This window comes from Glycocaulis sp., assembly GCF_052168375.1.
Classification (GTDB): domain Bacteria; phylum Pseudomonadota; class Alphaproteobacteria; order Caulobacterales; family Maricaulaceae; genus Glycocaulis.
In genome coordinates this window covers 1-23,955 of record NZ_JBQLZR010000217.1, presented here as the reverse complement: position 1 = coordinate 23,955, position 23,955 = coordinate 1, and the positions used below count along the sequence as shown (strand labels likewise).

The following is a 23,955-nucleotide window of genomic DNA, read 5'->3' as shown; positions in this document are numbered from 1 at the left end:
AGAGGCCAGAGCCGATGTTGAAACGCCGGGAGTTCCTTGCCGTTGCGGCCATGGCCGCCACAGGCAGCCTTGCCGGTTGCGGACGGCGCGACGATCCGCCCGGCAGCCTCTACGGACGCGCCGTGGCCCAGGCGCCGCCTCGCACGCCCTGGGACGCGCAATGGCTCGCCTTCGAGGCGCGCATGGCCGAGAACGAAACCCTGCGCATCGATTATTTCACCAAGGCGGAACTCGGCAATGAGGAGCGGATGCTCCACGATTTGCGCCGGGGGCGTGCCCATATCGGCGGCATGTCGCTCCAGGGGCTGGCTTCCAGCATACCGGAGCTTTCAATCGCGCTTGCGCCCTATCTCTTCGAGTCAAACGAGGAGGTGGACTACGTCTATGACAACCATCTCTACGACATCATCAACGAGCTGGCGCTGGCGCAGAACCTCATCCTCCTGCAATGGGTAGAGGTCGGCTGGACCCACATCTTCGCCAACCGCCCCTTGCTGGTGCCTTCCGATGCGGCAGGCCTGAAAATCCGCACCTCGCCCAATGCGGCGGCGCGCTTCTTCTGCGAAGCGGCGGGCATGGACGCAATTGCGCTTGGCATTTCCGATGTCATTCCCGCCCTGCAGACCGGGCTCGTCGAGGGCGGTCTCTCCAGCCTGCCCTTCCATTTCTTCTCCACGCTGGAGATGGCGCGCGACTTTACGCTGACGCGCCACTCCTTTGATACTGGCGCGATTGTCCTGAACCGCGACTGGTATGAACGGGCAACCGCTTCCCAGCGCGAAACCATCGATCAGGCCTGGGGTTCGTCGGCGGATGCCCGTGCCGGTGTCCGGGCGATGACGGGCATGCTGGAAGGGGCCATGCGCTCCGGCGTCATGCGTGGTCCGGACGGCAATGTGGTGCGTGAATTACGCACCTCTCAGGGCGAGCCCATCGCGGTTCATGACCTTGATCCGGCGCAGCGTGCGGCCTGGCGCCAGGCGACGGAAAACGTCGTCGATCGCCTGGTTGATGATGCCGGCGGGCGTTCGCGTGAAGTGTATGAGGCAATCCTTGCGGGCAAGGCGGCCTTTGCGGCCCGGCAGACGGGCGGTGACGCATGAGTGCGCTGTTGAAGTTTCTCAGCTCCGCAGAACGGTGGGCGGCGATCCTCGCCTTCGCCATAATGACGATTGCCCTGTTGGCTGACGTTGTGTCACGCCGCCTGTTCCAGACTGGAATAATCGGGGCTGTGGAGATCGCCGTCTTTGGCATGATCGCGCTGGCCATGTTCGGTATTGGCGTCGCGACCGATCACGGTGCGCACTTGCGCGCTACCGCGTTCGATTTCCTTGTTCCCGCCCCCCTGCGCGCCGGCGTTGCACGCCTTGGCAGCCTGCTGACGGCGGTCTTTTTCCTCGTCCTGACCGTGTTTGCAGGGTGGATCGTGGCAGAGTCCTTCCTGCTGGGCGACCGGACAGCGGTGCTTCGCGCGCCGGTCTGGGCGTTGCAGACAATCCTGCTTCTGGCTTTTGCCAGCAATGCGATCCGCTTCCTCATCTATTTTGCTGATCCGGCCCTGAAGCCGGAGGAGCGCGTGGGCGGGGACGGGCCGCCAGTTGGTGCGGCACGCTCAGGCGAGGAGGGGGCACGCTGATGGAAATCTGGTTCCTTGTCGCGGCGATCCTCGCGCTGGCACTTCTGCGCCAGCCTGTTCTGGTACTGCTGGGTGTGGCCGCGCTCTTCGTCTACACCGTCTGGAATGACGGCCGGCCCGAATACGCGCTCTATGATGTGTGGTTCGCGGTCAATCAGGATGTGCTTCTGGCGATACCGCTCTTCGTGCTCGCCGGGGCGGTCATGTCGGCTGGTGCGATTGCCGAACGCATCATCGCCTTCATGCGTGAACTCACCCGGCCTGTGCCCGGAGGCCTGGCGCTCGCGGCGGTTCTGTCCTGCGCAGGGTTTGCCGCCATTTCCGGGTCTGCTGCCGTTACGCTGCTCGCCGTGGGCGGGATCATGTACCGCGCGCTCATTGATTCCGGCTATTCGAAAACCTTTTCCATCGGCGCCCTGTGTGCTGGCGGCGTGCTGGGCATCATCATCCCGCCCTCAATCCCGCTCATCCTCTACGGCTACATCACCCAAGTCTCGATCTCGCAGCTTTTCCTGGCCGGTATCGGCCCCGCTCTGGTCCTCATCGCCATCTTCTCGATCTATGCCGTCGTGCTGAACCGGCGTAACCGCGAGGGCGCCTGGCGGCCACGTGAGATCGTCCGGGCTTTCGCGCGCGCCGGCTTCGCCCTGCCTGTCCCGCTGGTCATTCTGGGCGGCATCTATACCGGCTGGTTTACCGTCACGGAGGCCGCAGCCGTCGCCGTGGCGCTGGCGGGCATTGTCGAGGTGCTGATCCACCGCGACCTGACGCTTGGCCAGCTGAAAGACGTGGCAGTGGACTCGGCCAAGCTTCTTGGCAGCCTCTACCCCATCCTTGCCTTTGCCTTTGCCCTGAACGTGTTCCTGACCGCCGAAGGTGTGCCCCAGGCGCTGGTCGCAGACCTCGCCGGGGTCATCTCGTCACCGTTGGAATTCCTCATCGCCGCGAACGCCCTGCTGTTGGCCGTGGGCATGGTGATTGATGTCGGTTCGGCGACGCTGGTGCTGGCACCCTTGCTGCAGCCACTGGCGGAATCGCAGAATATCCACCCGGTGCATTTCGGGATCATGATGATCGTCAATCTGGGGATCGGTTATCTCACCCCGCCTCTGGGCCTGAACCTGATCGTCGCCATGGCGGCCTTCCGGGAAAGCTTCTGGACGGTGTGCAAGGCGGTGCTGCCCTTTATCGGGCTGATGCTCGTCGCACTCTGGATAATAGCGGCCTTTCCGCAGATCGCGCTCTTCTTCGTGCGCTAAAGGCCGGTGTGCCCCTGGATAATGGCGGTCAGTCGTGCCTGAAGCGCAAATGGGTCGAGACCCTCGTCCAGTGCCGCTTGCGAGCGTGCGCCAGCGATTACCTTGAGGCGCATTTGCTGCCACAACTGCAGCAGGAAGCCGCCATGGGCGTCGGGCTGCCAGCCTTCCAGCGTGACGGGTGCTGTCAGGCTCGCCAGAAGCGCATCATCAGGCTCAGTGGACCCTTCTGCCGGATCGCCGGCGTGGCGGGCGAGATGCGCGGCCATGTCGCCTAGCGCACGATCACGGTCATCGCCCCAATTCTCCAGACGCACATGCGGTGAAACATCGGTCAGGCGCTCCAGATGCGCCGAGAGGGGGTCTCGCGCCATCGCGCCGATGAGTGTGGGAACCTGCACCCGGTCCGGTCCATCCTCGCCGACAGCGCGGAAAGCGGCCCGGTAGGGCGCAGGGTAGGTGTCCCATGCGGTGAGCCAGTCGCGAAGGCGGCGCAGTCGCACCTCCATGGGCGGTACCGGTATATCAAGGCGCGCATCCAGCCGTGGAGAGTTCCACGGAAAGAAAAGGCGCTGCTCCTCTAGGCGTGCCCAGATTTGTGCCAGATGGGACCCGTCCCGGACGGGCGGGAAAACGACGCAATAGCGCTCCAGAAGGTCGGCGCGTTCGGCCTCGCTCCACACGGCATAGCCGTCGAGTGCCAGCGCGGCGATACGTTGCGGCGCCATCAGAGCGGCGGCCATGGCTGTGCCAGCGCCGGTGTGAAACCCGTAAAGCCCGGCGCGAGGCACGCCCAGCGTGTCCATGAAGGCCAGCAAATGGCGGGCATAGTCTTCCCGGTTCGGCTCGGTCACAGGCAAGGGCGCGCTCAGCCCGTTTCCGGGCGTATCTGGCGCAATCACGTCAAAACGGTCTGAAAGCGCGGCCGCGACGGCGTGGAGGGCGCCTGCGCTCTCAGGTGATCCGTGCAGCAGGATCACGACCGGATTTCCGTGACGGCCTGCGCGGCGATAATGCACGATCGTGCCGCCCGCCTTCACGGCGTGGCGCTGACCCCAGACATGGGCGCCGACGCTCACAGCCGCACCATCGCCTTGCCGACATGGCGCCCCTCTACCATGCGTTCAAATAGGGCAGGCGCATCCACCCAGCCCGCCACGCTGTCCTCGGCAATCTTGAGCATGCCTGCGCGCACCAGCGGGGCGGCGAACTGCGTAAACTCCGCCCAGCGGTCATAATAGTCATAGACGACCAGACCCATCAGGCTCGCCCGCTTCGCGATCAGCAGGCCGGGCGGAATGCCATGCCTCGGCCCGTCAGCATGGTATTCGCCTGCCAGTCCGCACAGCACGGCGCGGCCATAGGGCCGCATGCGTGAAAGGGCGAGTTGCAGGATGGCCGTGCTGACATTTTCCAGATGCACATCAAGCCCATCGGGCAACGTAGTTTGCAACGCCTCTTGCCAGCCTTCGCTGCGGTAATCGATGCAGGCGTCGAACCGGTAGGTTTCCTGAACCAGCGCGCATTTCTGCGCTCCGCCGGCAATACCGGCCACGTATGCGGCTCCCAGCGCCCGCGCGATCTGGCCCGCTGCGCCGCCAACAGCGCCTGCGGCCGCATCAATGAGAACGATGTCTCCGGCGCGAATGTCCGCCCGGTGGCGCATGGCCGCCCATGCGGTCAGTCCGGGCATCCCCAGCGCACCCAGATGATCGGCAGGGTCGAGACCGGTCATGTCGATCTTGCGTACCGCACTGTCCGGCAGGGCCGCGAAATCGCGCCAGCCTGCCTCGGTGGTGTGAACCCAGTCGCCTTCCCGGAAGTGCGCCGAACGGCTTTGCGCGACCTGTCCGACGCCGTGCCCGGGGATGGCGTCCAGCATGGGGCGCGGCGCTGGCTCGCCCATGTGCCGTCCGCGCAGACGCATGGCCACGTAAGGGTCGAGCGATATGGCTGCCAGCCGGATCAGCACGCCGTCTTCCGGACACACGGGGCGCGGGGTTTCGATGATCGCGATGTCGCTGGCCGCAGGGCGGCGGTCCACGGCGTGGGCAAGCACGCCCTGCTGCATCATCATGATCAGGCCTCGATGATCTCCACCAGCGTGCCATCCGGTGCACGCAGCGTCCCGGCACGCTTGCCGGTATAGGGCGCGCCAGACCGGATCACCGGAGCGCTGACCCAGTCACCGCACACGCTGTCGAAATCGGGATGGATAAAGCTGCCGAGCGCGCACCCCGGTGCCAGCCAGCCCTCATGCATCGGGCGGGGCGTCGCATTCGCGGGGTACTGATCCAGTTCCAGAAAGACATCCCGGCCATGGATCGCCGTGGAAATGGTATGCAACTCGCTGGTCGGTGTGCCAAACGCGTTGGCGAGCATGTGATACTCGATGTCCATGATGCGGCCGGTGGGAAAGCCCACCTTCGTCTCGAACCAGTCGAGGGAGGCCTTCATGTCACTGCAGGCCATCACGAGAATGAAAAGCCGGTCAATCGGGCTTTGTGCGCGCGGCAGGTCATAGGCGGGCAGGTCGTCGCGGATCTGCGTCAGGTAGACGATCTCGCCATCGGGTCCCTTCACCTGCATGGGATAGATGGCCGGCAGGCCTTCGATCTCGCGCGGCGGGCCGATGACCTCGAACGGCGTGCCCTTCACCCGTTCGTGGGCGGCAAGCACGTCCTGCACGCAAATCTCGATTGCCGCCCAGCCATAGCTGCGCAGCGGCAGGAAGTCCGGGTGAGGGGCCTGCTCCACGAGGCGCAGGAAAATGTCGGCGCCCGATGCCGGCTGCATGATCACATGACGGGCACCTGCAGCTTTGGGCGCTGCCCAGCTTGCCGCGAGGTCCGCATCAAGCGGGCCGCTTTCGACAGTGCGATAGTCCAGTACATTGCGGTAGAGCGCCTCGCTGGCATCAAGATTGGCAACCGTCAGTGTTGCGGAGCGCAGGCATTTCATCGTGGCAGCTTCCCGTTCGAGGTGATTGTCAGGCCGCACAAATGCGGTGCACTATGCAAAAGGTTATATCATTTGATGCGCTGTGCCAGCCCTTTTGCGGCAGCGTTCCGGACGGGAGATTATCACCATGCGCCTTGCCCTGATCGCAGCCCTTGTGAGCTTCGCGCCTGCTGCAATTGCAGATGAAGCACTGGAAGCCCGCCAGATTATCGAGCGGGCGCATGAGGCAGCCGGCGGCGTGCTCTGGGTCAATCCGGAAACGCTCTACATGGAAGGCCATGGCGTCTTCTTTCCGGATGGTGGCCACGAGCCGGTCATCTACGAGCCCTACCGCATGTGGCGGGTCTATCCCGAAGGCAAGGATGACGCCCATATCGCTGACGGGCGGGTACGCATCGAGGCCTTCCGGGGGGGCGAGATTGTCTTCCAGCTCGCCTTTGACGGCCAGAATACCTACAACCAGAATGGTCTGGTGCCCGGCGGCAGCGGCAGCCCGGAATGGTCAAACAGCTTCGGCTTCGGCGCCATACGTTACGCCCTTGATCCCGAATACACCCTCCATCGCCTGCCTGATGACTATGTCGACGGGCGGGAAGTCCACGTGATCCGGGTTACGGATGCGGCCGGTGGCGACACCGTGTTCTCGATCGCACAGGATGATTACGCCATCTTGCGCGTCGGTTTCGAGACGCCGCGCGGCTGGCATGAGCGGATCTATTCGGACTTTTTCTCCAATGAAGGCGATGCCTGGGTCCAGCCGGGCCGGGTGCGCCTGTTCTATAATGGCGTGAAGGCGAACGAGACCATCTGGACCGCCTATCGGGTCAACGAGCCGATGGAGGAGAGCCTTTTCGTGCTGGGGGATTGATGTTAGTGTGTATTTGTTGACATTCGAAACGAGTGCGCATAGATACACATGGATAGCCGGTCGATCATCGCGGCACTTAAGCGCGAGGGGTGGGAACTGGTGGCGAGCAAGGGTTCGCACCTGCAGTTCAAGCATGTCTCAAAACCGGGACGCGTTACCGTGCCGCATCCGAAAAAGGACGTGCCCATCGGCACCCTTCGCTCCATCGAGCAGCAAGCAGGCATAAAGCTCAGGAAATAGCGCAGTGGCTGAATATATTGCTCTCATTCATAAGGACGCGGACAGCGATTTCGGCGTGTCCTTCCCGGATTTTCCAGGCTGTATCACGGCAGGGTCAACGCTGGATGAGGCTCGGGCCATGGCCGAGGAGGTGCTGGCCTTCCATGTGGAGGGCATGCTGGAAGATGGCGAGGCGATCCCCGAACCCTCAAGCCTGACCGGCATCATGGCCGATCCGCAGAACCGTGATGGCGTCGCGGTGCTGGTCGCGCTCAAAGCCGAGCCGAAGACGGTGCGGGTCAATATCACCTTGCCCGACGACACGTTGCGCGAGATTGACCGCTATGCGAGCGATCACGGCTTTACCCGTTCCGGCCTGCTGGCAGCAGCTGCTCGCAAGGCAATTCGCGAAGGGCTGGATGCCTAGCTCAGCCCCAGCGCCTTGCCGGCATCTTCCGAGCTCATTTCGCCGGCGGCTTCAACGCCCTCATTTTCCTGCTGCACGATGCGCAGGATGCGCGCGATGAATTCCTGGTTCCACGCACCGCGCTCGGCGGCTTGCGATTTGTCGGGCGCAAAGGCCTCGATATCGGCGCGGGTGAGAGTGCCCTTTTCCTCCAGCAGGCGCTCGACCGTATCAAGGCGCATGCGCATCACGGAGACTTCCTGGGCCAGCGCCATGACGATGTTTATGACGCGCTCGGCCTCGCGGTCCTCGAAGAACCAGGGGCGTTTGCCCTTGGCCTTGTTGCCGGCCTGTGCAAGCGGATCGAAACCGGACATCACGCAGCCTCCTTGCGGGCACCGATAAGCTCCCAGGCAGCCTTGCGCCCGTAATCCTCCACCTTGTCATCGCCGGCAGAGGGGAAGAGGGAGGTGTCGACCACAGCGGCCACGCCGCCATGAATGGCATTGCCCGGCTTGAACCCGGCCTTGATCATCAGCTCGTCCAGATCGATCTCGTGCATCGTCGTCCAGAACGGCTCGTTATTGTAGAAGGCATCCCAGTCCCGGATGGCCTGCTCGAAGAGCGGCATGTCTGCGGCGTATTGCGGCTGCTCGACATGCAGCACCATACCGCCGGGTTTCAGCACACGGCGGCTCTCGGCAAAGATGCGGCCCATGGCCGACCGGCTGGTTTCGTGCAGGAACATGGTCGTCTGCACCCAGTCAAAACTCTCATCGGCAAAGCGGGACAGGTCTTCGGCGTTGGCCTGGATGAAGGTGACATTGTCGATGCCCAGCGATTTGGCCCGCGCGAGGCCGTAGCGCAGCATCGGGGCACCGGAATCGACCGCAATGACTTCGGCGTCAGGAAAGGCCTGCGCGATGGGCAGCACGTTGTGGCCGAGGCCGCAGCCAAGATCGAGAATGCGCTTCGGCTTGAAGTCCGGCAGGTGCTTTTTCAGCCAGGCGACAACAGCGTGCCCGCCGCCATCATTGTATCGGCCAAGCGCGCCGCCCGTCGTTGCGAAGATTCCGCAATCATAATTGGCTGGACCGGTTACATCGCCAGAGACGATCTCGCCGTGATAGCTGCCGGGCATGCAGTGATGGTCGACCGCGGTGAGATAGTTCGGAACCGTGAAGCTTGGCTCCAGCTGCAGGCGCGGGTCACCGGCTGTCAGCGCGCGCGCCTTTTCCGTCAGCGCATCGCCCTGGCGCAGCGTGACCCAGCGGCCGGCCTGCTGGCGCTGTTCCATCGTGGCGCGGCGCAGCGCGCTCCAGGTCTGGAAGGCCGGGTCTTTCAGGAGCGCCTTGCGGACATCATGGCGGGACTTGAAGCCGTCACCGGCTTTCGGCGCGATGCGCGTCTCGTAGGCCTTCTTGACGCCCGGAAGCACGCGTGCGGCCAGATGCCGGTTCATGTGGGCCAGAAAGTTGAACCGCTCGCATTCGTCATGCGTCAGCTCGGGGAAAACCTCGTGGCGGCCGACCAGCCGGTAATCCGGCGGGCCGTCATAGGCCGGCATGGAGGATTTCGTGTCTGCACCGTCTTTGGGCATGGCTCACTCCCTCGTCTGACGCGTCGTTACGCGCACTTTTCTCATCTGATCGCATGATCAGGGCTTGGCAAGTGCGCGCTGATCTAATGATATATCATTTGAGCAGGCCAGCGTCACATGCAAGTGCCTCCTGTCATGCGCGCCAGTGTGTCGCAGGAGTTGCCCAACGAAGGAAAGCCATCCCATGACCACGCGGATCATTGCCCTTTTCAATCTAAAACCGGGCATCAGCGCAGCCGATTACGAAGCCTGGGCGAAGGCGAAGGACATACCCACGGTCAACGGGCTGAAGTCGGTAGACGAGTTCACCGTCTTCAAGTCCACCGGGCTTCTGGGGTCGGAGGCAAAGCCGCCATATGCCTATATCGAGATCATCGATGTGAACGATATGGGCCAGTTTGGCGCCGACGTTTCCACCCAGACCATGCAGGCAATTGCGGGCGAGTTTCAGGCCATGACCGATGATCTCGCCTTCATCCTCACCGACAAGCTCGCCTAGGGGGCAGCATGGGACGTTTTACCGGCAAGACAGCCGTCATCACCGGCTCCGGGCGCCGCAAGGGGCTGGGTGAGGCGATCGCGCTGCGCCTCGCGGCAGAGGGTGCCAACATCGTCATTTCCGACATCGGAAAGCCGTCCGATCCGGCTACGCCGGCCGAGCATATCGGCGCGACCGACGAGATGGAGGCGATTGCCGCTGATATCCGCAAGGCGGGCGTGTCAGCGTCCACCAGGGTGTGTGATGTACGCGATCTTGAGCAGATGCGGGCCCTTGCGCGCCACGCCGTCGAGGCCCACGGCTCGCTGGATATCTGGGTCAATAATGCCGGCATCGGCTACATCATGAAGCCGCTGCTCGATGTAACGGCGGATGACTGGCGCGCCGTGATCGACGTGAACCTGACGGGCTGCTTCTTCGGCATCAAGGCGGCAGCAGAAGTGATGGTGAAGGTCGGCAAGGGCGGGCGCATCGTCAATATCGCCAGCCAGGCCGCCAAGTCCGGCTTTCCCCATGCGCAGGCCTATACCAGCTCCAAGCACGGGCTTGTGGGGCTCGTGCGCTCGGCGGCAATAGAGCTCGGCCCGCACGCGATCACTGTGAACAATGTCTGCCCGAACCATGTCACCACGGGGCTGGGCGCCTGGCAGAACGAATATTTCTCCAAGGTCGTCGGCGCAGCCAGCGTCGAGGATTACCTCAAGGCCATGGCCGACCGCATCCCGCTCAGGCGCCCCGGCAAGCCGGAGGACACCGCAAAGGCGGTTGCCTTCCTGTGCTCGGAGGAAGCCGCCTACATCACCGCTGAAAGCATGAACGTGTCGGGCGGCGAGGAGCCGCACTGATTGCCACTACCAGGGGCCCGGCCTCCGAGCCGTGACCCGTTATCGCCTGCTTGGCATAGAAATGGATCCCGGCTTTCGCCGGTAAAACGCGTAAACTGGAAAGCAGCCTCCATGACCCATAATCCACCGCCCGGATTCACCTGGCCCAACGGGGCAAAGCTCGCGCTTTCCATCGTCGTCAATGTCGAGGAAGGGGCAGAGGCCAATATCCGTGACGGCGACAAGGGCCCGGAGCCGGTCGACGAGCTGGGCGTGGCGCTCAAAGCGCCAATCCGCATTCACGGCAACGAGACAAACTACCAATACGGCATTAATCGCGGCGCAGGCCGGGTCCTGAAACTTCTGGACGCGTACAAGGTGCCCGCCACCTGGACAGCGTGTTCACAGGCGCTGGAGCGTGCGCCCTGGATTGCCAAAGCCATCATGGAGCGCGGGGATGAGCCGTGCTGCCATGGCTGGCGCTGGAAGTTCCAGGCCTTCATGGACGAGGCGCGCGAACGGGAGTTCATCCGCAAGGGTACCGACAGTATCGCGCAGACCTGCGGGCGGCGCCCGGCAGGGTGGCTTTCGCGCTATCTGCATACCGACATTACGCGCGGTCTGCTGGCCGAGGCCGGCTACACCTACCACATGGACGATTATTCCGATGACTTCCCCTACTGGGACGTCGTGGATATGCCGGGCGGCGGCCGCAAGCCGATCATTGTGTTGCCCTATGCCCTTGATTCCAATGACATGAAGTTCTGGCTGGCGCCTGCGCTGACCACGCGCGACTGGCTGCAATACGCCATCGATACGTTTGACTGGCTGCACGCTGAAGCGAAGCAAGACGGCGCTCGCATGATGAGCCTCGGCCTGCACCTGCGCATTATCGGGCGGCCGGGCCGGATCGCGGCCTTCCGCGATTTTCTGGACTACGTTTCGCAAAAGGACGGGGTCTGGATGGCGACCCGCGAGCAGATTGCCGATGCCTTTGCAGCGGCTGTGCCCGCGCCCGCCATCACCAATACGGGAGACTGAACCATGCGCGCTCTTGCCGCCGCCTTTAGCCTGTTCCTGCTTGCTGCGCCGGTCAGCGCTCAGGAAGCCCCGCCTGCATCAGGCGGGGCGGGAGAGCTGGCATCCCTGCTGACGGGCTCATTCTCCAGCCTGGAGCAATCGCGCACCGAAGGCTGGGGCTATGTGGAAAGCGAGACGGTACGTATCTGGCCGGAGCGCGAGGACGGCATCTGGCTCTATCAGGAAAACGCCTTTCTGGGGTCAGGGCCGGATGATTTCGACCCGGCCATCAAGCAGCGCCCTTACTTCCAGCGCATCATCCGGCTGGTGGAGCTGAGCGACCGCGAAGTGCTGCGCACGATCTACAGCCTCACTGATCCGGCCTCGGTGGTGGGCGCCTATGAGGAGCCTTCGCGCATCGCAGATGAACAGCTTGGCGAGGTGAATTGTTCTGGCCCGGTCCATCGCATCGCCCACGGATACTGGCAGGCCGAGTTCGACACCTGTCCGTCTGGCCTGCGCGGCGCGGTTCGCACCCATTCACGCTCCATCCACACCCCGCATGGTCACGCCAACTGGGATCGCGGCTTCGATGCCGAAGGCAATCTCATCTGGGGACCGGCGCAGGGCGGCTACGTTTTTGACCGTATCGACTGACCTTGAAACGCCCGCCAAGCGGGCAGGGGAGAGACCCACATGAAACTGCGACACTGCCTGATGTCCGCCATCGCCGTGCTGGCACTTGGCGCGTGCAGCGAACCGGTGGCTCGCGAGAGCACGGCCATGGCCGCAACCCTGTCCCAGGAGGAGGCCGCTGCGCGCAATCCGCTGGACCTGCGCCGGACGACCCTGCTGGTTCGAAATCTCGAGGCTTCGCTTGCCCTCTATCGCGATGCGATGGGCATGGAGGTCGCCTACGACCAGATCATCACCAGCCGCGACGGGACCAGCCAGTCCCGCCTTGTGCTGCTCAAGGCCAATGATGACCGGATCGGCATGCTGGGCCTTTGGGAACTGGCGAATGCGGGCGAGGCTCCGCCGCCGGATGTGCCGGAAACGGGGTTCCGCACGGGCGAGATTGTCTTGCTGTTCAATACGCCCGAGCTCGACACCGTCTTCCCGGCGGCAGCCGCCGTACCGGGCCTCACCGTGATGAGCGAGCCGACCTACCGTGAGTATCCGGGCGATGGCGTGACCTTCCAGGTCATGGTGTCCATGCTGCGTGATCCGGACGGGCATATCGTCGAGCTGAACAACCTCATCTCGCCCGCTCTTGAGTGGGATTGATCATCCGGCCTTCGCTCACATTGAGCATCCGGGCTGCAATCCGGATTTGTCCGGACATTTCAGAAAGAGTATATCGTTTCCATGCGCTCCTTGCTGTTTGTTCCCGGCTCCCGGCCCGACCGCATCGCCAAGGCTCTGGCCTCTGGCGCAGATGCGGTCTGCATTGACCTTGAGGATGCAGTTGCGCCGCAGGACAAGGCCAGCGCGCGCGAAGCAGTGATGCAGGCCCTGTCAGAGCGGCGAGACGCTACGCCGCGTCTGGGTTTCAGGGTCAATCCGATGCGCACGCCCGAAGGGCTCGCCGATCTTGCCGCCTACAGCGCATCGCGTGCCGTAGCCGACTTCGTGATGATTCCGAAGGTTTCGCACCCGGTGGAGCTGGAGATTGCGGCCGGCGCCCTGGAATCCCATGAGCGCCCGCATCTCTGGCCAGTGGTGGAAAGCGCTGCGGGTCTCTTATGTGCCGGCGAGATAGCTGCAGCCGAATGTGTTCAGGGTATCCTGTTCGGCGGGGCGGACTTTGCGGCGGATCTCGGCATCACGCTGGACTGGGAACCGCTTTTCCATGCCCGTGCGACGCTCGCTGTCGCTGCGGCGGCTGGCGGAGTCCAGCTGCTGGATGTGCCCTATCTCGACGTCAATGATGATGAGGGGCTTGCGGCCAGCACCGCGCGCGTCAAGGCGCTGGGCTTTACCGGACGCGCCTGCATTCACCCGAAGCAGGTGGACGGGGTCAACGCCGTCTTCACCCCCGGAGAAGCCGAAATCGCGCACGCGCGGCGCGTGCTTGCAGCCTTTGCCGAGAGCCGGGGCGCTGCCGCGCTTCTGGACGGAAAACTTATCGAATTGCCGCTGAAGCGGGCTGCCGAGCGCACGCTCGCGGCTGCCGGCCTGAAGGAGTAGGACATGGTGCAGAACTGGAAGGAAGTCGGACCGAACCGGTACCGCGAGACATTTGGCCGGTATTTCGAGGACTTTCATGTCGGCGATATCTATGAGCATCGCCCCGGCAAGACGGTGACCGAGTATGACAACCACCTTTTCACCCTGCTGACCCTCAACACCCATCCGATGCATTTCGATGTCGAGTTCGCGAAGGCGTCGGAGTTCAAGCGGAACCTGGTGGTCAGCCCTTACACGCTGGCCCTGCTGATCGGGATGAGTGTCACCGACGTGTCCCAGAAGGCCATCGCCAATCTGGGCATGGAGGAGGTGAAGTTCACCGCGCCTGTGTTCGCCGGTGACACGATCTATGGCGAGAGCGAGGTTCTGGCCAAGCGCGAGAGCCAGTCGCGCCCCGGCCAGGGCATTGTCACCGTGCTGACGCGCGGCCTCAATCAGGATGGCGTGATGGTGTGCACCTTCAAGCGCAACATGCTGATCCCGGCGCGCGGCAACGCCGTCGAGGACAAGGTCGAGAATTACTGAAGCATTTTCCTCTCAAGTCCGGGGAATGGAGAGACGATCATGGCTGCTGTCGAAAACCAACACATGACCGAGGCTGACGAGCGCCAGATGCTCGATGCCATTGCCAAATGGATCGAGAAGAAGGTGTCGCCCGTCGCGATGCAGCTGGAACACGACGATGTCTGGCCCGCAGAGCTGGTCGAGGACATGAAGGAGCTGGGACTGTTCGGCGCCCTCATCGATCCCGAATATGGCGGGCTGGGCCTCAGCGCAGCGGTCTATTCGCGCATCGTCATGATGATTGCCGAGGAGTGGATGAGCCTGACCGGCATCTTCAACTCCCATTTGATGATGGCCCAGATTGTCCAGCGCTTTGGAACGCAAAAGCAGAAGGAATACTGGCTGCCGCGTTTTGCAACCGGCGAGATCCGGGGCGGGCTTGGCCTGACCGAGCCTGATGCCGGCACCGATTTGCAGGCCATCCGCACGACGGCCCGGCGAGAAGGTCCCAACTATGTCGTCAATGGTGCGAAGACCTGGATTTCCAATGCCATTCAGGGCCATGCCAGCGCGCTTCTGGTGAAGACTGATCCGTCAGCCCAGCCCCGCTACAAGGGGATGAGCATGTTGATCGTGACCAAGATGAACCCGGAAACCGGCGAGGCACTGCCGGGCATCCGCAATGGCAAGAAGCTGGAGAAGCTCGGATACAAGGGTATCGATTCCGGCGAGTTCGTCTTTGAGGACTATGTCTGCGACGCCGAACTGTCACTTGTTGGCGGTGAGGAGGGGCAGGGCTTCTTCATGGCCACCGGCGGGCTGGAGATCGGCCGGATCAACATTGCGGCCCGCTCGGTCGGGATCGCCAAGCGGGCCTTGCGCGAAAGCGTGGCCTACGCGCAGACCCGCAAGACCATGGGCAAGCCGATCTGCGAGCATCAGGCCATCCAGCTGAAGCTCGGCGAGATGGCTGCCAAGACGCGCGCCGCCGAGTTGCTGGTCGAGGATGCCGCCCGCGCTTACGACACTGGCGCACGCATCGACATGGAAGCCGGCATGGCGAAGTATTTCGCCTCCGAGACCGCTGTCGAGGTGGCTACCGAAGCCATGCGTATCCATGGCGGCTATGGCTATTCGAAAGAATACCCGATCGAGCGGCTCTACCGCGATGCCCCGCTGATGTGCATTGGCGAAGGCACCAACGAGATGCAGCGCATCATCATCGCCAAGCAGCTTGTGGCGCGAAACCCGGTCTAGGGGATGGCAAATTCCCGTTCCTCCCCCGTTTGCGGGGGAGGTGTCAGCGAAGCTGACGGAGGGGGCGGCATTTTTTGATGCCCCCTCGGCCTTTCAGGCCACTCCCCCCGCAGGCGGGGGGAGAAACACCGGCACAGGACGCTCAGAGGAAAAACCATGCACCAGCCTCTTGAAGGTCTGCGCATCCTGACGATCGAGCAGTATGGCGCAGCGCCCTATGGCACCCAGCTTCTCGCAGCCCTGGGCGCAGAAGTGATCAAGATCGAGAGCCCGCAAGGCGGGGACACGTCACGCGCGGCCGGTCCCTATTATCTGGGCGCTGATGACAGCCAGTTTTTCCAGACCTTCAACCGGGGCAAGAAATCGGTTGTGCTCGATCTGAAGTCGGATGCCGGGCGTGCTGATTTCGAGGCGCTGGTGAAGACCGCTGATGCCGTCGCCAACAATCTGCGCGGCGATTTGCCGGCAAAGATGAAAGTCGATTACCTGGCACTCAAATCCATCAAGGCGGATATCGTCTGCGCGCACCTGTCTGCCTACGGGCGCGGACATGCGCGCGAAGCCTGGCCGGGCTATGACTATCTCATGCAGGCAGAAGCCGGCTTTCTCTCGCTGACGGGAGAGCCGGATGGCCCGCCGGCGCGCTTCGGCCTGTCCATGGTCGATTTCATGACAGGCACGATGATGGCAGCCACCTTGCTGGCGGCGATCCATGGTGCCCGCATGAAAGGTGCAGGCTGCGACGTGGATGTCAGCCTGCTCGACACCGCGCTTCATCAGCTTTCCTACCCGGCCACCTGGTATCTCAATGAGGGTGCCGAGACGACGCGCCTGTCGCGCTCGTCCCACCCGTCTGTGGTGCCAAGCCAGCTCTTCCGCACGGCTGATGGCTGGATATTCCTGATGTGCCAATTGCCGAAATTCTGGAGCGTGTTCTGCGAGGCAGTGGGGCGCGAGGACCTCGCCGCCCGGGCGGAATACGCCGATGTGGCGTCGCGCCGGAAAAACCGTGACGCGTTGCAGGACGAGCTGGACGCCCTGTTCATGGCCGAGCCGACGGCCCACTGGATAAGCGTTCTGGGCGGCAAGGTCCCTGTTGCGCCGGTGTATGACATCGCCTCTGCGCTGGATGCGCCGACGGCTTCCCATATGGTCGAGACGGTGGATCACCCTGACCGGGAAGGCGGGCTCAAACTCCTGCGCGAGCCGTTCGCCATCAATGGTGAACGTCCTGCCGGCAGACGTGCGCCTAAGCTGGGCGAGCACACCGACGAGGTGCTCGGACAGGTGCGGCAGGAGCGGCCATGAAACTCTCCGGCGTAAAGGTTCTCGATCTGTCGGCCTTCCTGCCTGGGCCGCACATGACGATGATGATGGCCGATCACGGCGCCGATGTGGTGATGATCGAACCGGCCAATGCGACCGGAGAGCCGACGCGCGAGATCGGCTGGAAGACCGCCGATGGCGTGTCGGTCTGGTTCCGCAACATTGCGCGCGGCAAGCGCTCGCTAAAAGTGAATCTGAAAGACCCTGCCGGTCAGGCGCTGGTTCAGGCGCTGGCGCGCGAGGCGGACGTGGTCGTCGAGGCGTTCCGCCCCGGCGTGGTGAAGCGCCTCGGTGTCGATTACGACACGCTCAAGACCCTCAACCCGCGCCTTGTCTATTGCTCGATTTCCGCCTTCGGCCAGTCTGGCGCTTACGCGCTTAAACCAGCCCATGACCTGACCGTTCAGGCCATGGCAGGCCTTGTAGACCTCAATCGTGGCCTCGAAGACGGCAAGCCTGCGAGCCCGAACATGCCGGTTGCGGACATGGCCGCCTCGCTGATGGCTTTGTCCGCGGTATTGATGGCGCTCTACCGGCGCCATGAGACGGGGCGCGGCGATTATATCGACATGGCGATGTATGATGCCGCCCTTGCCTGGACGCCCAATGTCACCGGACCGGTGTTTGCCGAGAATGCCCACCCGCCGGTCAAGGACATGCGCAGCTTTGGCGGCGCGGCCATGTACCATGTCTATGAGACTTCCGACCGGCGCTTTCTGGTGCTCGGCGGATCGGAAGCAAAGTTCACCCAGAACCTGCTGCACGCGCTGGGGCGCCCGGATCTGGTGCCGGTCGCGATGCTGGAGCCGGGCCCGGCGCAAGAGCCGGTGCGAGCCTTCTTCAGGGCCGAGTTTGCAAAGCGCACGCTCCGTGAATGGGAAGACGCCCTTCGCGAGGTGGAATGTTGCTGGGCGCCGGTGCGCACCTTGAAGGATGCGTTTGACGATCCCCATACAGCCGAGCGTGCCCTGGTCTTCACAGACCGGGAGGGAAATCGCCATATCGGCCTGCCGATCCGCTTTCGAGAGGAAGCCGGAAAGGCGCAGCCCGCCATTCCTGCCTTCGGCCAGCACTCTGCCGAGCTGGCGCGCGAAGCAGGCCTCTCGGACGACGAAATCGCCAACCTGCAGGCGCGCGGCGTGATCTGATCACATCGCCCGGCGCATCGCGTCCCATTCGCCCTGAAGCGCGCCTTGATGCTGGGGGGCGGCAATGGAAATGAGCGCTTGTGCGCGCGAATCGATATCCAGCCCGTCCAGATGGGCCACGCCATGTTCGGTCACCACGATGGCTATATCGCTGCGCGTGAGCGTTGCGGCGCCCGTCGCAAGACGCGGTACGATCCGGCTGACCGTGCCTTTGCGGGCCGTTGAGACAAGGGCGAAAACCGCCCGTCCGGCGGGCGCGATCTGGGCGCCGCGTGCAAAATCCAGAAGGCCTCCGCCGCCGGAGACCTGGCGGCCATCGACAAACTCGCCATTGCCTTGCCCGAACAGGTCCACCTCGATGAGGGAGTTGATCGCGCAGAAGCCGTGTAGGTTTTCAAACGCGCCTGGAAAATGCGTTTGCCGGACGGTCTTTATGGTCAGCCGGTTATCGCTGCCGAGGCGCCGGTGCAGGCCATCTGATCCCAGTATCGCGCCGGTTGTCATGGAGGCGATGCCATCGCCGTCGAGAAGGGCGAGCAGGGGATCGGAGACCATGCCGGAATGGATGTTGAGCCTCTTGTGGGCATGCAGGGCGGGCAAAACGGCCAGCTGAACCTTGCCCAACCCGAACTGGACCGCGTCGCTGTCCTGCACGAGGCCGGAAACATGACCGGCAATCGCCTCAAACTCGGGCGCCAGCGCGCCAGCATCATAGCCGGGCAGGGCCGTGTCCGCCTCGATAATGCCGTCGCAATCAGAAAGGGCGATTTCTGGCGCGCCGTTCATTGCAATGAGGTTCGGATTGATTATGGCGTAGCGGCAACGGGCACGAGCCCACAAGGCCGGCGTGAAATCGCTGGCACCACCAAGGCTCGCGCGGCCTTGCGCATCGGGTGGCGACACTGTCACGAACGCGGCATCGACAGGCGATGCCTCCAGCCAGCGCCAGGCCTGGGTGTAGGTCAGGGGCAGAAAGCGCGTGCGGCCTTGTTCGAAGCCTGCGCGCCATTCCGGACCCAGAAATATCTGCTCCGAGCGCGAGTCGGGATGGAAGCCGGACCAGTCGGTGCCATTCACGCCCGGAATCCAGATGCCCGAAAAGACATGGCCAGCCGCCAGTTCCGGTTCTGCCCGCAGAGCGTCGGCGAGCACCAGCGGTTCGGCGGCCACGCCAGGCACATAGATGCGTGCAGTCTCGCCGAATGTCCGGCGGATATCGATCAGGGCGTCGCGGGCGCTGAGGCTTGATGGCATTTTCAAATGATATACCCTTTTGCGGCCATTCGCGCGCATGCTACAAGGCCATGTATGTCCGGACAAATCCTCAATTCGGTGGCCGCTGAACTGGCTGGAATATGCGCCGCGCCAGTCAGCGAGGACGACCGGTCGCGCGCGGCGCTGCACGTGCTCGACTGGGCCGCCTGCGCCATTGCGGGCAGCGTCAGTGAGCAGGCGCAGATCCTCGGCAGCGCCCTGCGTGACGAGGGGGCTGGCCACTGCACCGTCATTGGTGCGAGAAGCGCTCCCGCCCTGTCTGCCATCATGATCAATGGCGCACTCGGTAATGTCCTTGAGATGGATGATGTCGACAAACGCGCCATCCTGCATCCGGGACCCGTCGTCATACCGGCAGCGCTTGCAGCCTGCGAGATGGCGGGGGGTGATGCGACGGCCTTTCTCGATGCCGTCGTTCGCGGATACGAAGCGGTTATTCGAGTCGGCAGGGCAGTGGGGCCCGGTCATTACGCCTACTGGCACAATACCGGCACGTGCGGGCCGTTCGGCGCTGCGATGGCCGCAGCCAGCGCCTTCGGTCTGAAACAAGGCCAGGCGGCCCACGCGCTCGCGCTTGCCGGAACCCAATCTAGCGGGCTGTGGCAGACCCGCCATGACCCGGCTTCCATGGCCAAACAGCTCCACACCGCCCGCGCAGCCCATGCGGGGCTGCTCGGCGCGCGCCTCGCTGCCGGCGGCTTTACCGGTCCGCTGGAGATTTTCGAAGGCGTTCAGGGTTTCTTCGCTGCAACCTGCCCCGGCGCTGACCCGTCTGCCATTCTGGCGCACTATGACGGCGACTGGCGCATTCACGAGGTCAGCTTCAAGCCCTGGCCGGCCTGCCGCCACGCTCATGCCGCCATCGATGCAGCACTGAGCATTCGTGACGCTGTTTCTGCCAGCGAAATAGCTGGCGTGACCGTGGAGACCTATTCTGACGCTCTGGCCTTCTGTGACCGGCCGCGCCCCCAGACCGTGCTCGAAGCGAAGTTCTCGCTACAGCATTCCGTTGCGGTGAGCCTCTTGCGCGGCAAACCGCAAATCTTTGATTTCGAACCCGACGTCTTTGGCGATCCGCACATCCGCCTCCTGGCGGGAAAGACGGCGGTCGAGACTTCGTCCGACTTCAACAATGCCTACCCTGCGCGTTATGGCGCGCGTGTGACGATTACTGATCGCGCAGGCAAGGCGCACACCGCCAACGTGCCCGACGCCCTCGGCGACCCGGAAAACCCGCTTTCCGTGGGCGAGCTGGAACACAAGGCGATGGCGCTGTGTGCGCAGGGCCGTATCAGCCCCGCCATGGCTGCGCGCGTGTGCGAGACCGCCCTTGCTCTGGCGTCAGGCGGCGATCTGGAAGACTTTGTCGCCAGCCTTCCCGCCGCAGGCATCAGGGGGGTGGTATGAACCCGCAAACCCGCCTGACCCGCCATGTTCTCGAAACACGCTTTGAAGACATTCCCGAAGCGGCCTGGCAGGCAGCGCGGACCTTCTATCTCGATACGCTGTGCGTCGGCGCGGCCGGTTCGGCAAGCCCGCTCGCCGAACCTGTACGCTCGGTTGCCCGGCGCTGGGGCGAGGGGCAGGGCGGGACGGTCTGGGGTACGGGCGAACGCCTGCCTGCCGCCAGCGCCGCCTACGTGAACGCCTTCCAGATACATTGTCAGGAATATGACTGCGTGCACGAGCGCGCGGTGGTCCACCCGATGGCAACCATTGGCGCTGCCCTGACGGCGGAGGCCGAGGACCGCGGGCACTCTGGCCGCGATTTGCTCGCCGCCATTATCCTGTCGGTAGATGTTGCAGCCGGACTGGGCGTGGCGGTTTCCAGTCCGATCCGCTTTTTCCGGCCCGCAACGGCTGGCCTGTTCGGCGCAACGCTGGGCATTGCCCGCTTGCGTGGCTTCGATGAAGCTCTGGCGCGCAACGCTATTGGCTACGCGCTGGCGCAGGCCGCCGGCACCATGCAGGCGCATGTGGAGGGAAAACCGGCCCTGCCGGTCCAGATCGCGCATGCGGCGCGGGCGGCGCTGGTCGCCTGTGATCTCGCCGAGGCGGGCCTTGAAGGACCGTCCGATGCGCTGGAAGGGCCGTACGGCTACCTGCCGCTCTTTGAGGAGAGCTGGGATCTCGGCCCGGTCATCGCCGCATTGGGAACGATCTGGCGGATCACCGAAGTCTCGCACAAGCCCTGGCCCACGGGCCGCGCCGCGCAAGGCGGCATCGCTCTGATGCTGAAAGCCCGGGGCGAAGGCGTTTCTGCTGACGAGGTGGAAAGCATCACGCTGATTGCCCCGCCCCTGATCCGGCGCCTTGTGGGGCGCAGCGTCCAGCCCGGCATGGGCATCAACCATGCCCGCCTGTGTTTTGGCTATGTGGGTGCGCGTGCCCTGCTGGGCGGCGAGGTGAGTTTGCAGGACTTCCAGCCTGACAGGCTGACCGATCCGGAGACGCTTGCACTCGCGGCGCGAATTTCGGTGGTGGAGGACGGATCGGACGACCCGGCGCAATTTGTGCCGCAGCGGGCGGATATCCGATTGCGCGACGGCCGGTTGGTAACGGTCAGCACTGACCGCCTTTACGGATCACCCGCCCTGCCGATGACTCTTGAAGACCAGCAGCGCAAATATGCCGCCTGCCTCGCCTTTGCCGGCCTGCCAGTACCACGGCTCCTCGCACTGCATGAACACATGGGCGGCATCACGCACCACGAGCAGGGCGCAGCGCTGCTCGCGTTTCTGACGCCGTAGAACGAAGACAGATGGGGACCAGAATGTCAGACGGGCACAATACCTATTTCAACGCCGTGGACTGGAACGCCGTTCGGGCTGACTTTCCCATTGGTGCCGACTTTGTCGACTTCGCCACCCGCACCAGCCGGGATGAGTTGCGCGCCCGGCAGGAGCGCCTGTTTGCGGCCTGCGTCGCGCGGGCCTGGCAGACACCCTTCTACCAGCGCCTCTGGGGGGCGGCAGGCATCGAGCCCGGCGACATCAAGGGGCTGGAGACGCTTCCTTCGCTGCCGAGCTTCGACAAGCAGGACATCATGGACTCCATCGCCCGCAAGCCGCCGTTTGGCGATTTTGCGGGCTTTGAAAGCTATGGCGAGGGCGCGCGTCCGCCCGTTGTCATGCACACCACGTCAGGTACCACGGGCACCCCGCAGGTTCTGCTGTTTGGCGCAAAATCCCGCGAGATTCAGAATCTCATGCTTGGACGCCTCTACCGCTTTCAGGGTCTGAGGCCTGATGACATCGTTCACTCGGTCTATGGTCACGGCATGATCAATGGCGGGCACTATGTCCGCGAAGCCGTCATCCACTGGACGAGCGCCGTGTTCATGAGCGCAGGCACGGGCGTGGAAACCCGCTCGGCCAGGCAGGTGGAACTGATGCGCGATTTTGGCGCCACGGTGATTGTCGGCTTTGCTGATTACATCAAGAAGCTCGCTCAAGTAGCTGTTGAACAAGGCATTGATCCGGTTCGTGATCTGAATATCCGGATGATTTCCGGTCATCTGGGGCGCGAGGACAAGGAGTCCCTGTCGCGGGCATGGGGCGGGGCCGAATGCTTTGACTGGTATGGCGTAGGCGATACAGGCATCATTGCCGGCGAGGGACCGGACCGCGACGGTCTCTACGTGATGGAGGACGCGCAATTCCTCGAAATCGCCGACATCGAGACCGGCAAGCCGGTCGCAGACGGCCAGTCCGGCGACATGATCTGTACCTGCCTTTACAAGGACGACATCTATCCGATCATCCGCTTCAACACGCATGACGTCACCCGGCTGATGCCCGGCAAATCCTCCATCGGCATTAATTTCAATCGGATAGAAGGATTTCTTGGGCGTTCGGATAACATGGTGAAAATCCGGGGCATCAACATCTTCCCGCAAGCGGTCGGTCCCCTGATCGAGGAGATCAGCGCGTTCAATGGCGAGTTCATCTGCAAGGCACGCCGCGAGGCTGATGGCCGCGAGATATTCACCGTCGCCGTGGAAATGCGCGAGCAGCTAGCGGGCCTGAAGGAGGCGGTTGGTGACATTCTGAAGCGCAAGATCGGGATCGAGGTCGAGGTGGAAATCCATACGCCCGGCGCACTGGCAAGCCTTACCCAGACCGAGATCCGTCAGAAGCCCGTTCGCCTGATCGACACGCGGTTCGGATGATGCCCGCTTTCACCCTCCCGGGCGCACATGCCCGTCCGCTTGAGACCTTCGAGACCTGCCTTGCGCGCATCCGGGCCGATAATGATCGGCTGAATGCGGTGCTGGACCTTACGCCCGATGCCCGCCAGTCCGCCGAAGCGGCGCAGGCGCGCCGTGACCGGCGCGCGAGCCTGTCGCCGATGGACGGGGTGCCGGTTCTGGTGAAGGCCAATATCGCGGTTGCCGGCCTGCCCTGGCATGCCGGTATCGGTGCCTATCGTGACCGTCTGGCGGCAGCTGATGCACCGGTGGTGAAGGCACTGCGCGATGACGGCGCTGTCATTCTGGGCACGCTGAACATGGAGGAGGGCGCGCTCGGCGCCATAACCGACAATCCCCATTTCGGGCGTTGCCTGAACCCGCTGGGCGAGGGACTGACGCCGGGCGGTTCATCGGGCGGTTCAGGCGCAGCCGCCGCTGCAGGTTTTGCGCCCGTAACGCTGGGCACCGACACGATGGGTTCGGTGCGCATCCCTGCCAGCTATTGCGGCGTTAGCGGCCATAAGCCCTCGCGCGGAGCGATAGCTACACACGGCGTTACGGCGCTATCCCATTCACTCGACCATGTCGGGCCGATGGCAAGCAGGGCGAGTGATCTGGCGGCGGCCTTTTCGGTCATGTCGGGCATTGCCCTGCCGCGCCGGACAAAAGCGCTGGACGGCGCCGTCATTGGCCGCTGGCGTATTGAACTGGACGTTGATGTGCCGGTCGCCGTGATGCAGGCGTTCGAGGCAGCGCTGGACCATTTGCGGGGCC

26 protein-coding genes are annotated in these 23,955 nt (G+C 63.6%); 20 read left to right on the top strand and 6 right to left on the bottom strand.

All coding sequences use genetic code 11. The features are described from left to right. Nucleotides 1-14: 14 nt before the first annotated feature. From ACTS2Z_RS08785 to ACTS2Z_RS08775, 3 genes are read left to right on the top strand one after another with little or no spacing between them, the layout of a single operon-like run. The gene (locus tag ACTS2Z_RS08785) at nt 15-1,103 is read left to right on the top strand and encodes a TRAP transporter substrate-binding protein (protein WP_442572842.1); all 1,089 of its coding nucleotides are present in this window, start codon (nt 15-17) and stop codon (nt 1,101-1,103) included. Then, complete coding sequence (locus ACTS2Z_RS08780) at nt 1,100-1,636, top strand: TRAP transporter small permease (protein ID WP_442572841.1); 537 nt, start codon at nt 1,100-1,102, stop codon at nt 1,634-1,636. The genes ACTS2Z_RS08785 and ACTS2Z_RS08780 overlap by 4 nt, the downstream gene beginning before the upstream one ends. Then, on the top strand, nt 1,636-2,895 hold the full coding sequence (locus ACTS2Z_RS08775; RefSeq protein ID WP_442572840.1) for a TRAP transporter large permease: 1,260 nt from the start codon (nt 1,636-1,638) through the stop codon (nt 2,893-2,895). The genes ACTS2Z_RS08780 and ACTS2Z_RS08775 overlap by 1 nt, the downstream gene beginning before the upstream one ends. Here the strand turns inward: ACTS2Z_RS08775 and ACTS2Z_RS08770 are convergent. From ACTS2Z_RS08770 to ACTS2Z_RS08760, 3 genes are read right to left on the bottom strand one after another with little or no spacing between them, the layout of a single operon-like run. Beyond that, nucleotides 2,892-3,971, bottom strand: coding sequence for an alpha/beta hydrolase (locus ACTS2Z_RS08770; RefSeq protein ID WP_442572839.1), 1,080 nt, complete (start codon nt 3,969-3,971; stop codon nt 2,892-2,894). The two genes, ACTS2Z_RS08775 and ACTS2Z_RS08770, sit on opposite strands and share 4 nt — an antisense overlap. Continuing rightward, nucleotides 3,968-4,969 carry a zinc-binding dehydrogenase gene (locus ACTS2Z_RS08765; protein WP_442572838.1) on the bottom strand — a complete coding sequence of 334 codons (1,002 nt, stop codon included), beginning with the start codon at nt 4,967-4,969 and terminating at the stop codon, nt 3,968-3,970. Before ACTS2Z_RS08765 ends, ACTS2Z_RS08770 begins: the two co-directional genes overlap by 4 nt. 2 nt (nt 4,970-4,971) lie before the next feature. Further along, nucleotides 4,972-5,853: a VOC family protein gene (locus tag ACTS2Z_RS08760; protein WP_442572837.1), complete on the bottom strand. Its 882-nt coding sequence runs from the start codon at nt 5,851-5,853 to the stop codon at nt 4,972-4,974. 127 nt (nt 5,854-5,980) lie between these two features. Here ACTS2Z_RS08760 and ACTS2Z_RS08755 point away from each other — a divergent pair, with 127 nt between their 5' ends. From ACTS2Z_RS08755 to ACTS2Z_RS08745, 3 genes are read left to right on the top strand one after another with little or no spacing between them, the layout of a single operon-like run. Beyond that, entirely contained in the window at nt 5,981-6,721 is a 741-nt protein-coding gene (locus ACTS2Z_RS08755; RefSeq protein ID WP_442572836.1) for a hypothetical protein, read from the top strand. Nucleotides 6,722-6,769: 48 nt separating this feature from the next. Next, complete coding sequence (locus ACTS2Z_RS08750; protein ID WP_442572835.1) at nt 6,770-6,961, top strand: type II toxin-antitoxin system HicA family toxin; 192 nt, start codon at nt 6,770-6,772, stop codon at nt 6,959-6,961. 4 nt (nt 6,962-6,965) lie between these two features. After that, nucleotides 6,966-7,367, top strand: coding sequence for a type II toxin-antitoxin system HicB family antitoxin (locus tag ACTS2Z_RS08745; RefSeq protein WP_442572834.1), 402 nt, complete (start codon nt 6,966-6,968; stop codon nt 7,365-7,367). On the opposite strand, the gene ACTS2Z_RS08740 is transcribed toward ACTS2Z_RS08745, so the two are convergent. After that, on the bottom strand, nt 7,364-7,723 hold the full coding sequence (locus ACTS2Z_RS08740) for a hypothetical protein (protein ID WP_442572833.1): 360 nt from the start codon (nt 7,721-7,723) through the stop codon (nt 7,364-7,366). The two genes, ACTS2Z_RS08745 and ACTS2Z_RS08740, sit on opposite strands and share 4 nt — an antisense overlap. Then, nucleotides 7,723-8,946 carry a methyltransferase domain-containing protein gene (locus tag ACTS2Z_RS08735; protein ID WP_442572832.1) on the bottom strand — a complete coding sequence of 408 codons (1,224 nt, stop codon included), beginning with the start codon at nt 8,944-8,946 and terminating at the stop codon, nt 7,723-7,725. Before ACTS2Z_RS08735 ends, ACTS2Z_RS08740 begins: the two co-directional genes overlap by 1 nt. 184 nt (nt 8,947-9,130) lie before the next feature. Here ACTS2Z_RS08735 and ACTS2Z_RS08730 point away from each other — a divergent pair, with 184 nt between their 5' ends. The 10 genes from ACTS2Z_RS08730 (at nt 9,131) to ACTS2Z_RS08685 (ending at nt 17,714) form a co-directional block, all read left to right on the top strand. Then, nucleotides 9,131-9,445, top strand: coding sequence for an REDY-like protein HapK (locus tag ACTS2Z_RS08730; RefSeq protein ID WP_442572831.1), 315 nt, complete (start codon nt 9,131-9,133; stop codon nt 9,443-9,445). 8 nt (nt 9,446-9,453) lie between these two features. Continuing rightward, entirely contained in the window at nt 9,454-10,290 is an 837-nt protein-coding gene (locus tag ACTS2Z_RS08725) for an SDR family NAD(P)-dependent oxidoreductase (protein WP_442572830.1), read from the top strand. Between the two features lie 111 nt (nt 10,291-10,401). Then, nucleotides 10,402-11,310: a polysaccharide deacetylase family protein gene (locus tag ACTS2Z_RS08720; RefSeq protein WP_442572829.1), complete on the top strand. Its 909-nt coding sequence runs from the start codon at nt 10,402-10,404 to the stop codon at nt 11,308-11,310. Between the two features lie 3 nt (nt 11,311-11,313). After that, a complete protein-coding gene (locus ACTS2Z_RS08715) occupies nt 11,314-11,946 on the top strand; it encodes a chromophore lyase CpcT/CpeT (RefSeq protein WP_442572828.1) in 633 nt (210 codons plus the stop codon). Nucleotides 11,947-11,985: 39 nt separating this feature from the next. Continuing rightward, nucleotides 11,986-12,576, top strand: coding sequence for a VOC family protein (locus ACTS2Z_RS08710; protein WP_442572827.1), 591 nt, complete (start codon nt 11,986-11,988; stop codon nt 12,574-12,576). Between the two features lie 81 nt (nt 12,577-12,657). Next, a complete protein-coding gene (locus tag ACTS2Z_RS08705; RefSeq protein WP_442572826.1) occupies nt 12,658-13,479 on the top strand; it encodes an HpcH/HpaI aldolase/citrate lyase family protein in 822 nt (273 codons plus the stop codon). Between the two features lie 3 nt (nt 13,480-13,482). Further along, nucleotides 13,483-14,004: a MaoC family dehydratase gene (locus ACTS2Z_RS08700; protein WP_442572825.1), complete on the top strand. Its 522-nt coding sequence runs from the start codon at nt 13,483-13,485 to the stop codon at nt 14,002-14,004. A gap of 39 nt (nt 14,005-14,043) precedes the next feature. Then, on the top strand, nt 14,044-15,240 hold the full coding sequence (locus tag ACTS2Z_RS08695; RefSeq protein WP_442572824.1) for an acyl-CoA dehydrogenase family protein: 1,197 nt from the start codon (nt 14,044-14,046) through the stop codon (nt 15,238-15,240). 156 nt (nt 15,241-15,396) lie between these two features. Continuing rightward, nucleotides 15,397-16,548 carry a CaiB/BaiF CoA transferase family protein gene (locus tag ACTS2Z_RS08690; RefSeq protein ID WP_442572823.1) on the top strand — a complete coding sequence of 384 codons (1,152 nt, stop codon included), beginning with the start codon at nt 15,397-15,399 and terminating at the stop codon, nt 16,546-16,548. Further along, a complete protein-coding gene (locus tag ACTS2Z_RS08685; protein ID WP_442572822.1) occupies nt 16,545-17,714 on the top strand; it encodes a CaiB/BaiF CoA transferase family protein in 1,170 nt (389 codons plus the stop codon). The genes ACTS2Z_RS08690 and ACTS2Z_RS08685 overlap by 4 nt, the downstream gene beginning before the upstream one ends. Here ACTS2Z_RS08685 and ACTS2Z_RS08680 read toward each other — a convergent pair whose 3' ends face one another. Further along, a complete protein-coding gene (locus ACTS2Z_RS08680; protein ID WP_442572821.1) occupies nt 17,715-18,968 on the bottom strand; it encodes an acetyl-CoA hydrolase/transferase C-terminal domain-containing protein in 1,254 nt (417 codons plus the stop codon). A gap of 54 nt (nt 18,969-19,022) precedes the next feature. On the opposite strand from ACTS2Z_RS08680, the gene ACTS2Z_RS08675 reads away from it, so the two are divergent. The 4 genes from ACTS2Z_RS08675 to ACTS2Z_RS08660 all read left to right on the top strand — a co-directional run. Beyond that, complete coding sequence (locus tag ACTS2Z_RS08675) at nt 19,023-20,396, top strand: MmgE/PrpD family protein (RefSeq protein WP_442572820.1); 1,374 nt, start codon at nt 19,023-19,025, stop codon at nt 20,394-20,396. Next, on the top strand, nt 20,393-21,739 hold the full coding sequence (locus ACTS2Z_RS08670; protein ID WP_442572819.1) for an MmgE/PrpD family protein: 1,347 nt from the start codon (nt 20,393-20,395) through the stop codon (nt 21,737-21,739). Before ACTS2Z_RS08675 ends, ACTS2Z_RS08670 begins: the two co-directional genes overlap by 4 nt. Nucleotides 21,740-21,762: 23 nt before the next feature. Continuing rightward, entirely contained in the window at nt 21,763-23,160 is a 1,398-nt protein-coding gene (locus tag ACTS2Z_RS08665) for a phenylacetate--CoA ligase family protein (RefSeq protein WP_442572818.1), read from the top strand. After that, nucleotides 23,157-23,955 (top strand): amidase (locus ACTS2Z_RS08660; RefSeq protein ID WP_442572817.1); only part of this gene is annotated, 799 nt, incomplete at its 3' end. The genes ACTS2Z_RS08665 and ACTS2Z_RS08660, both read left to right, overlap by 4 nt.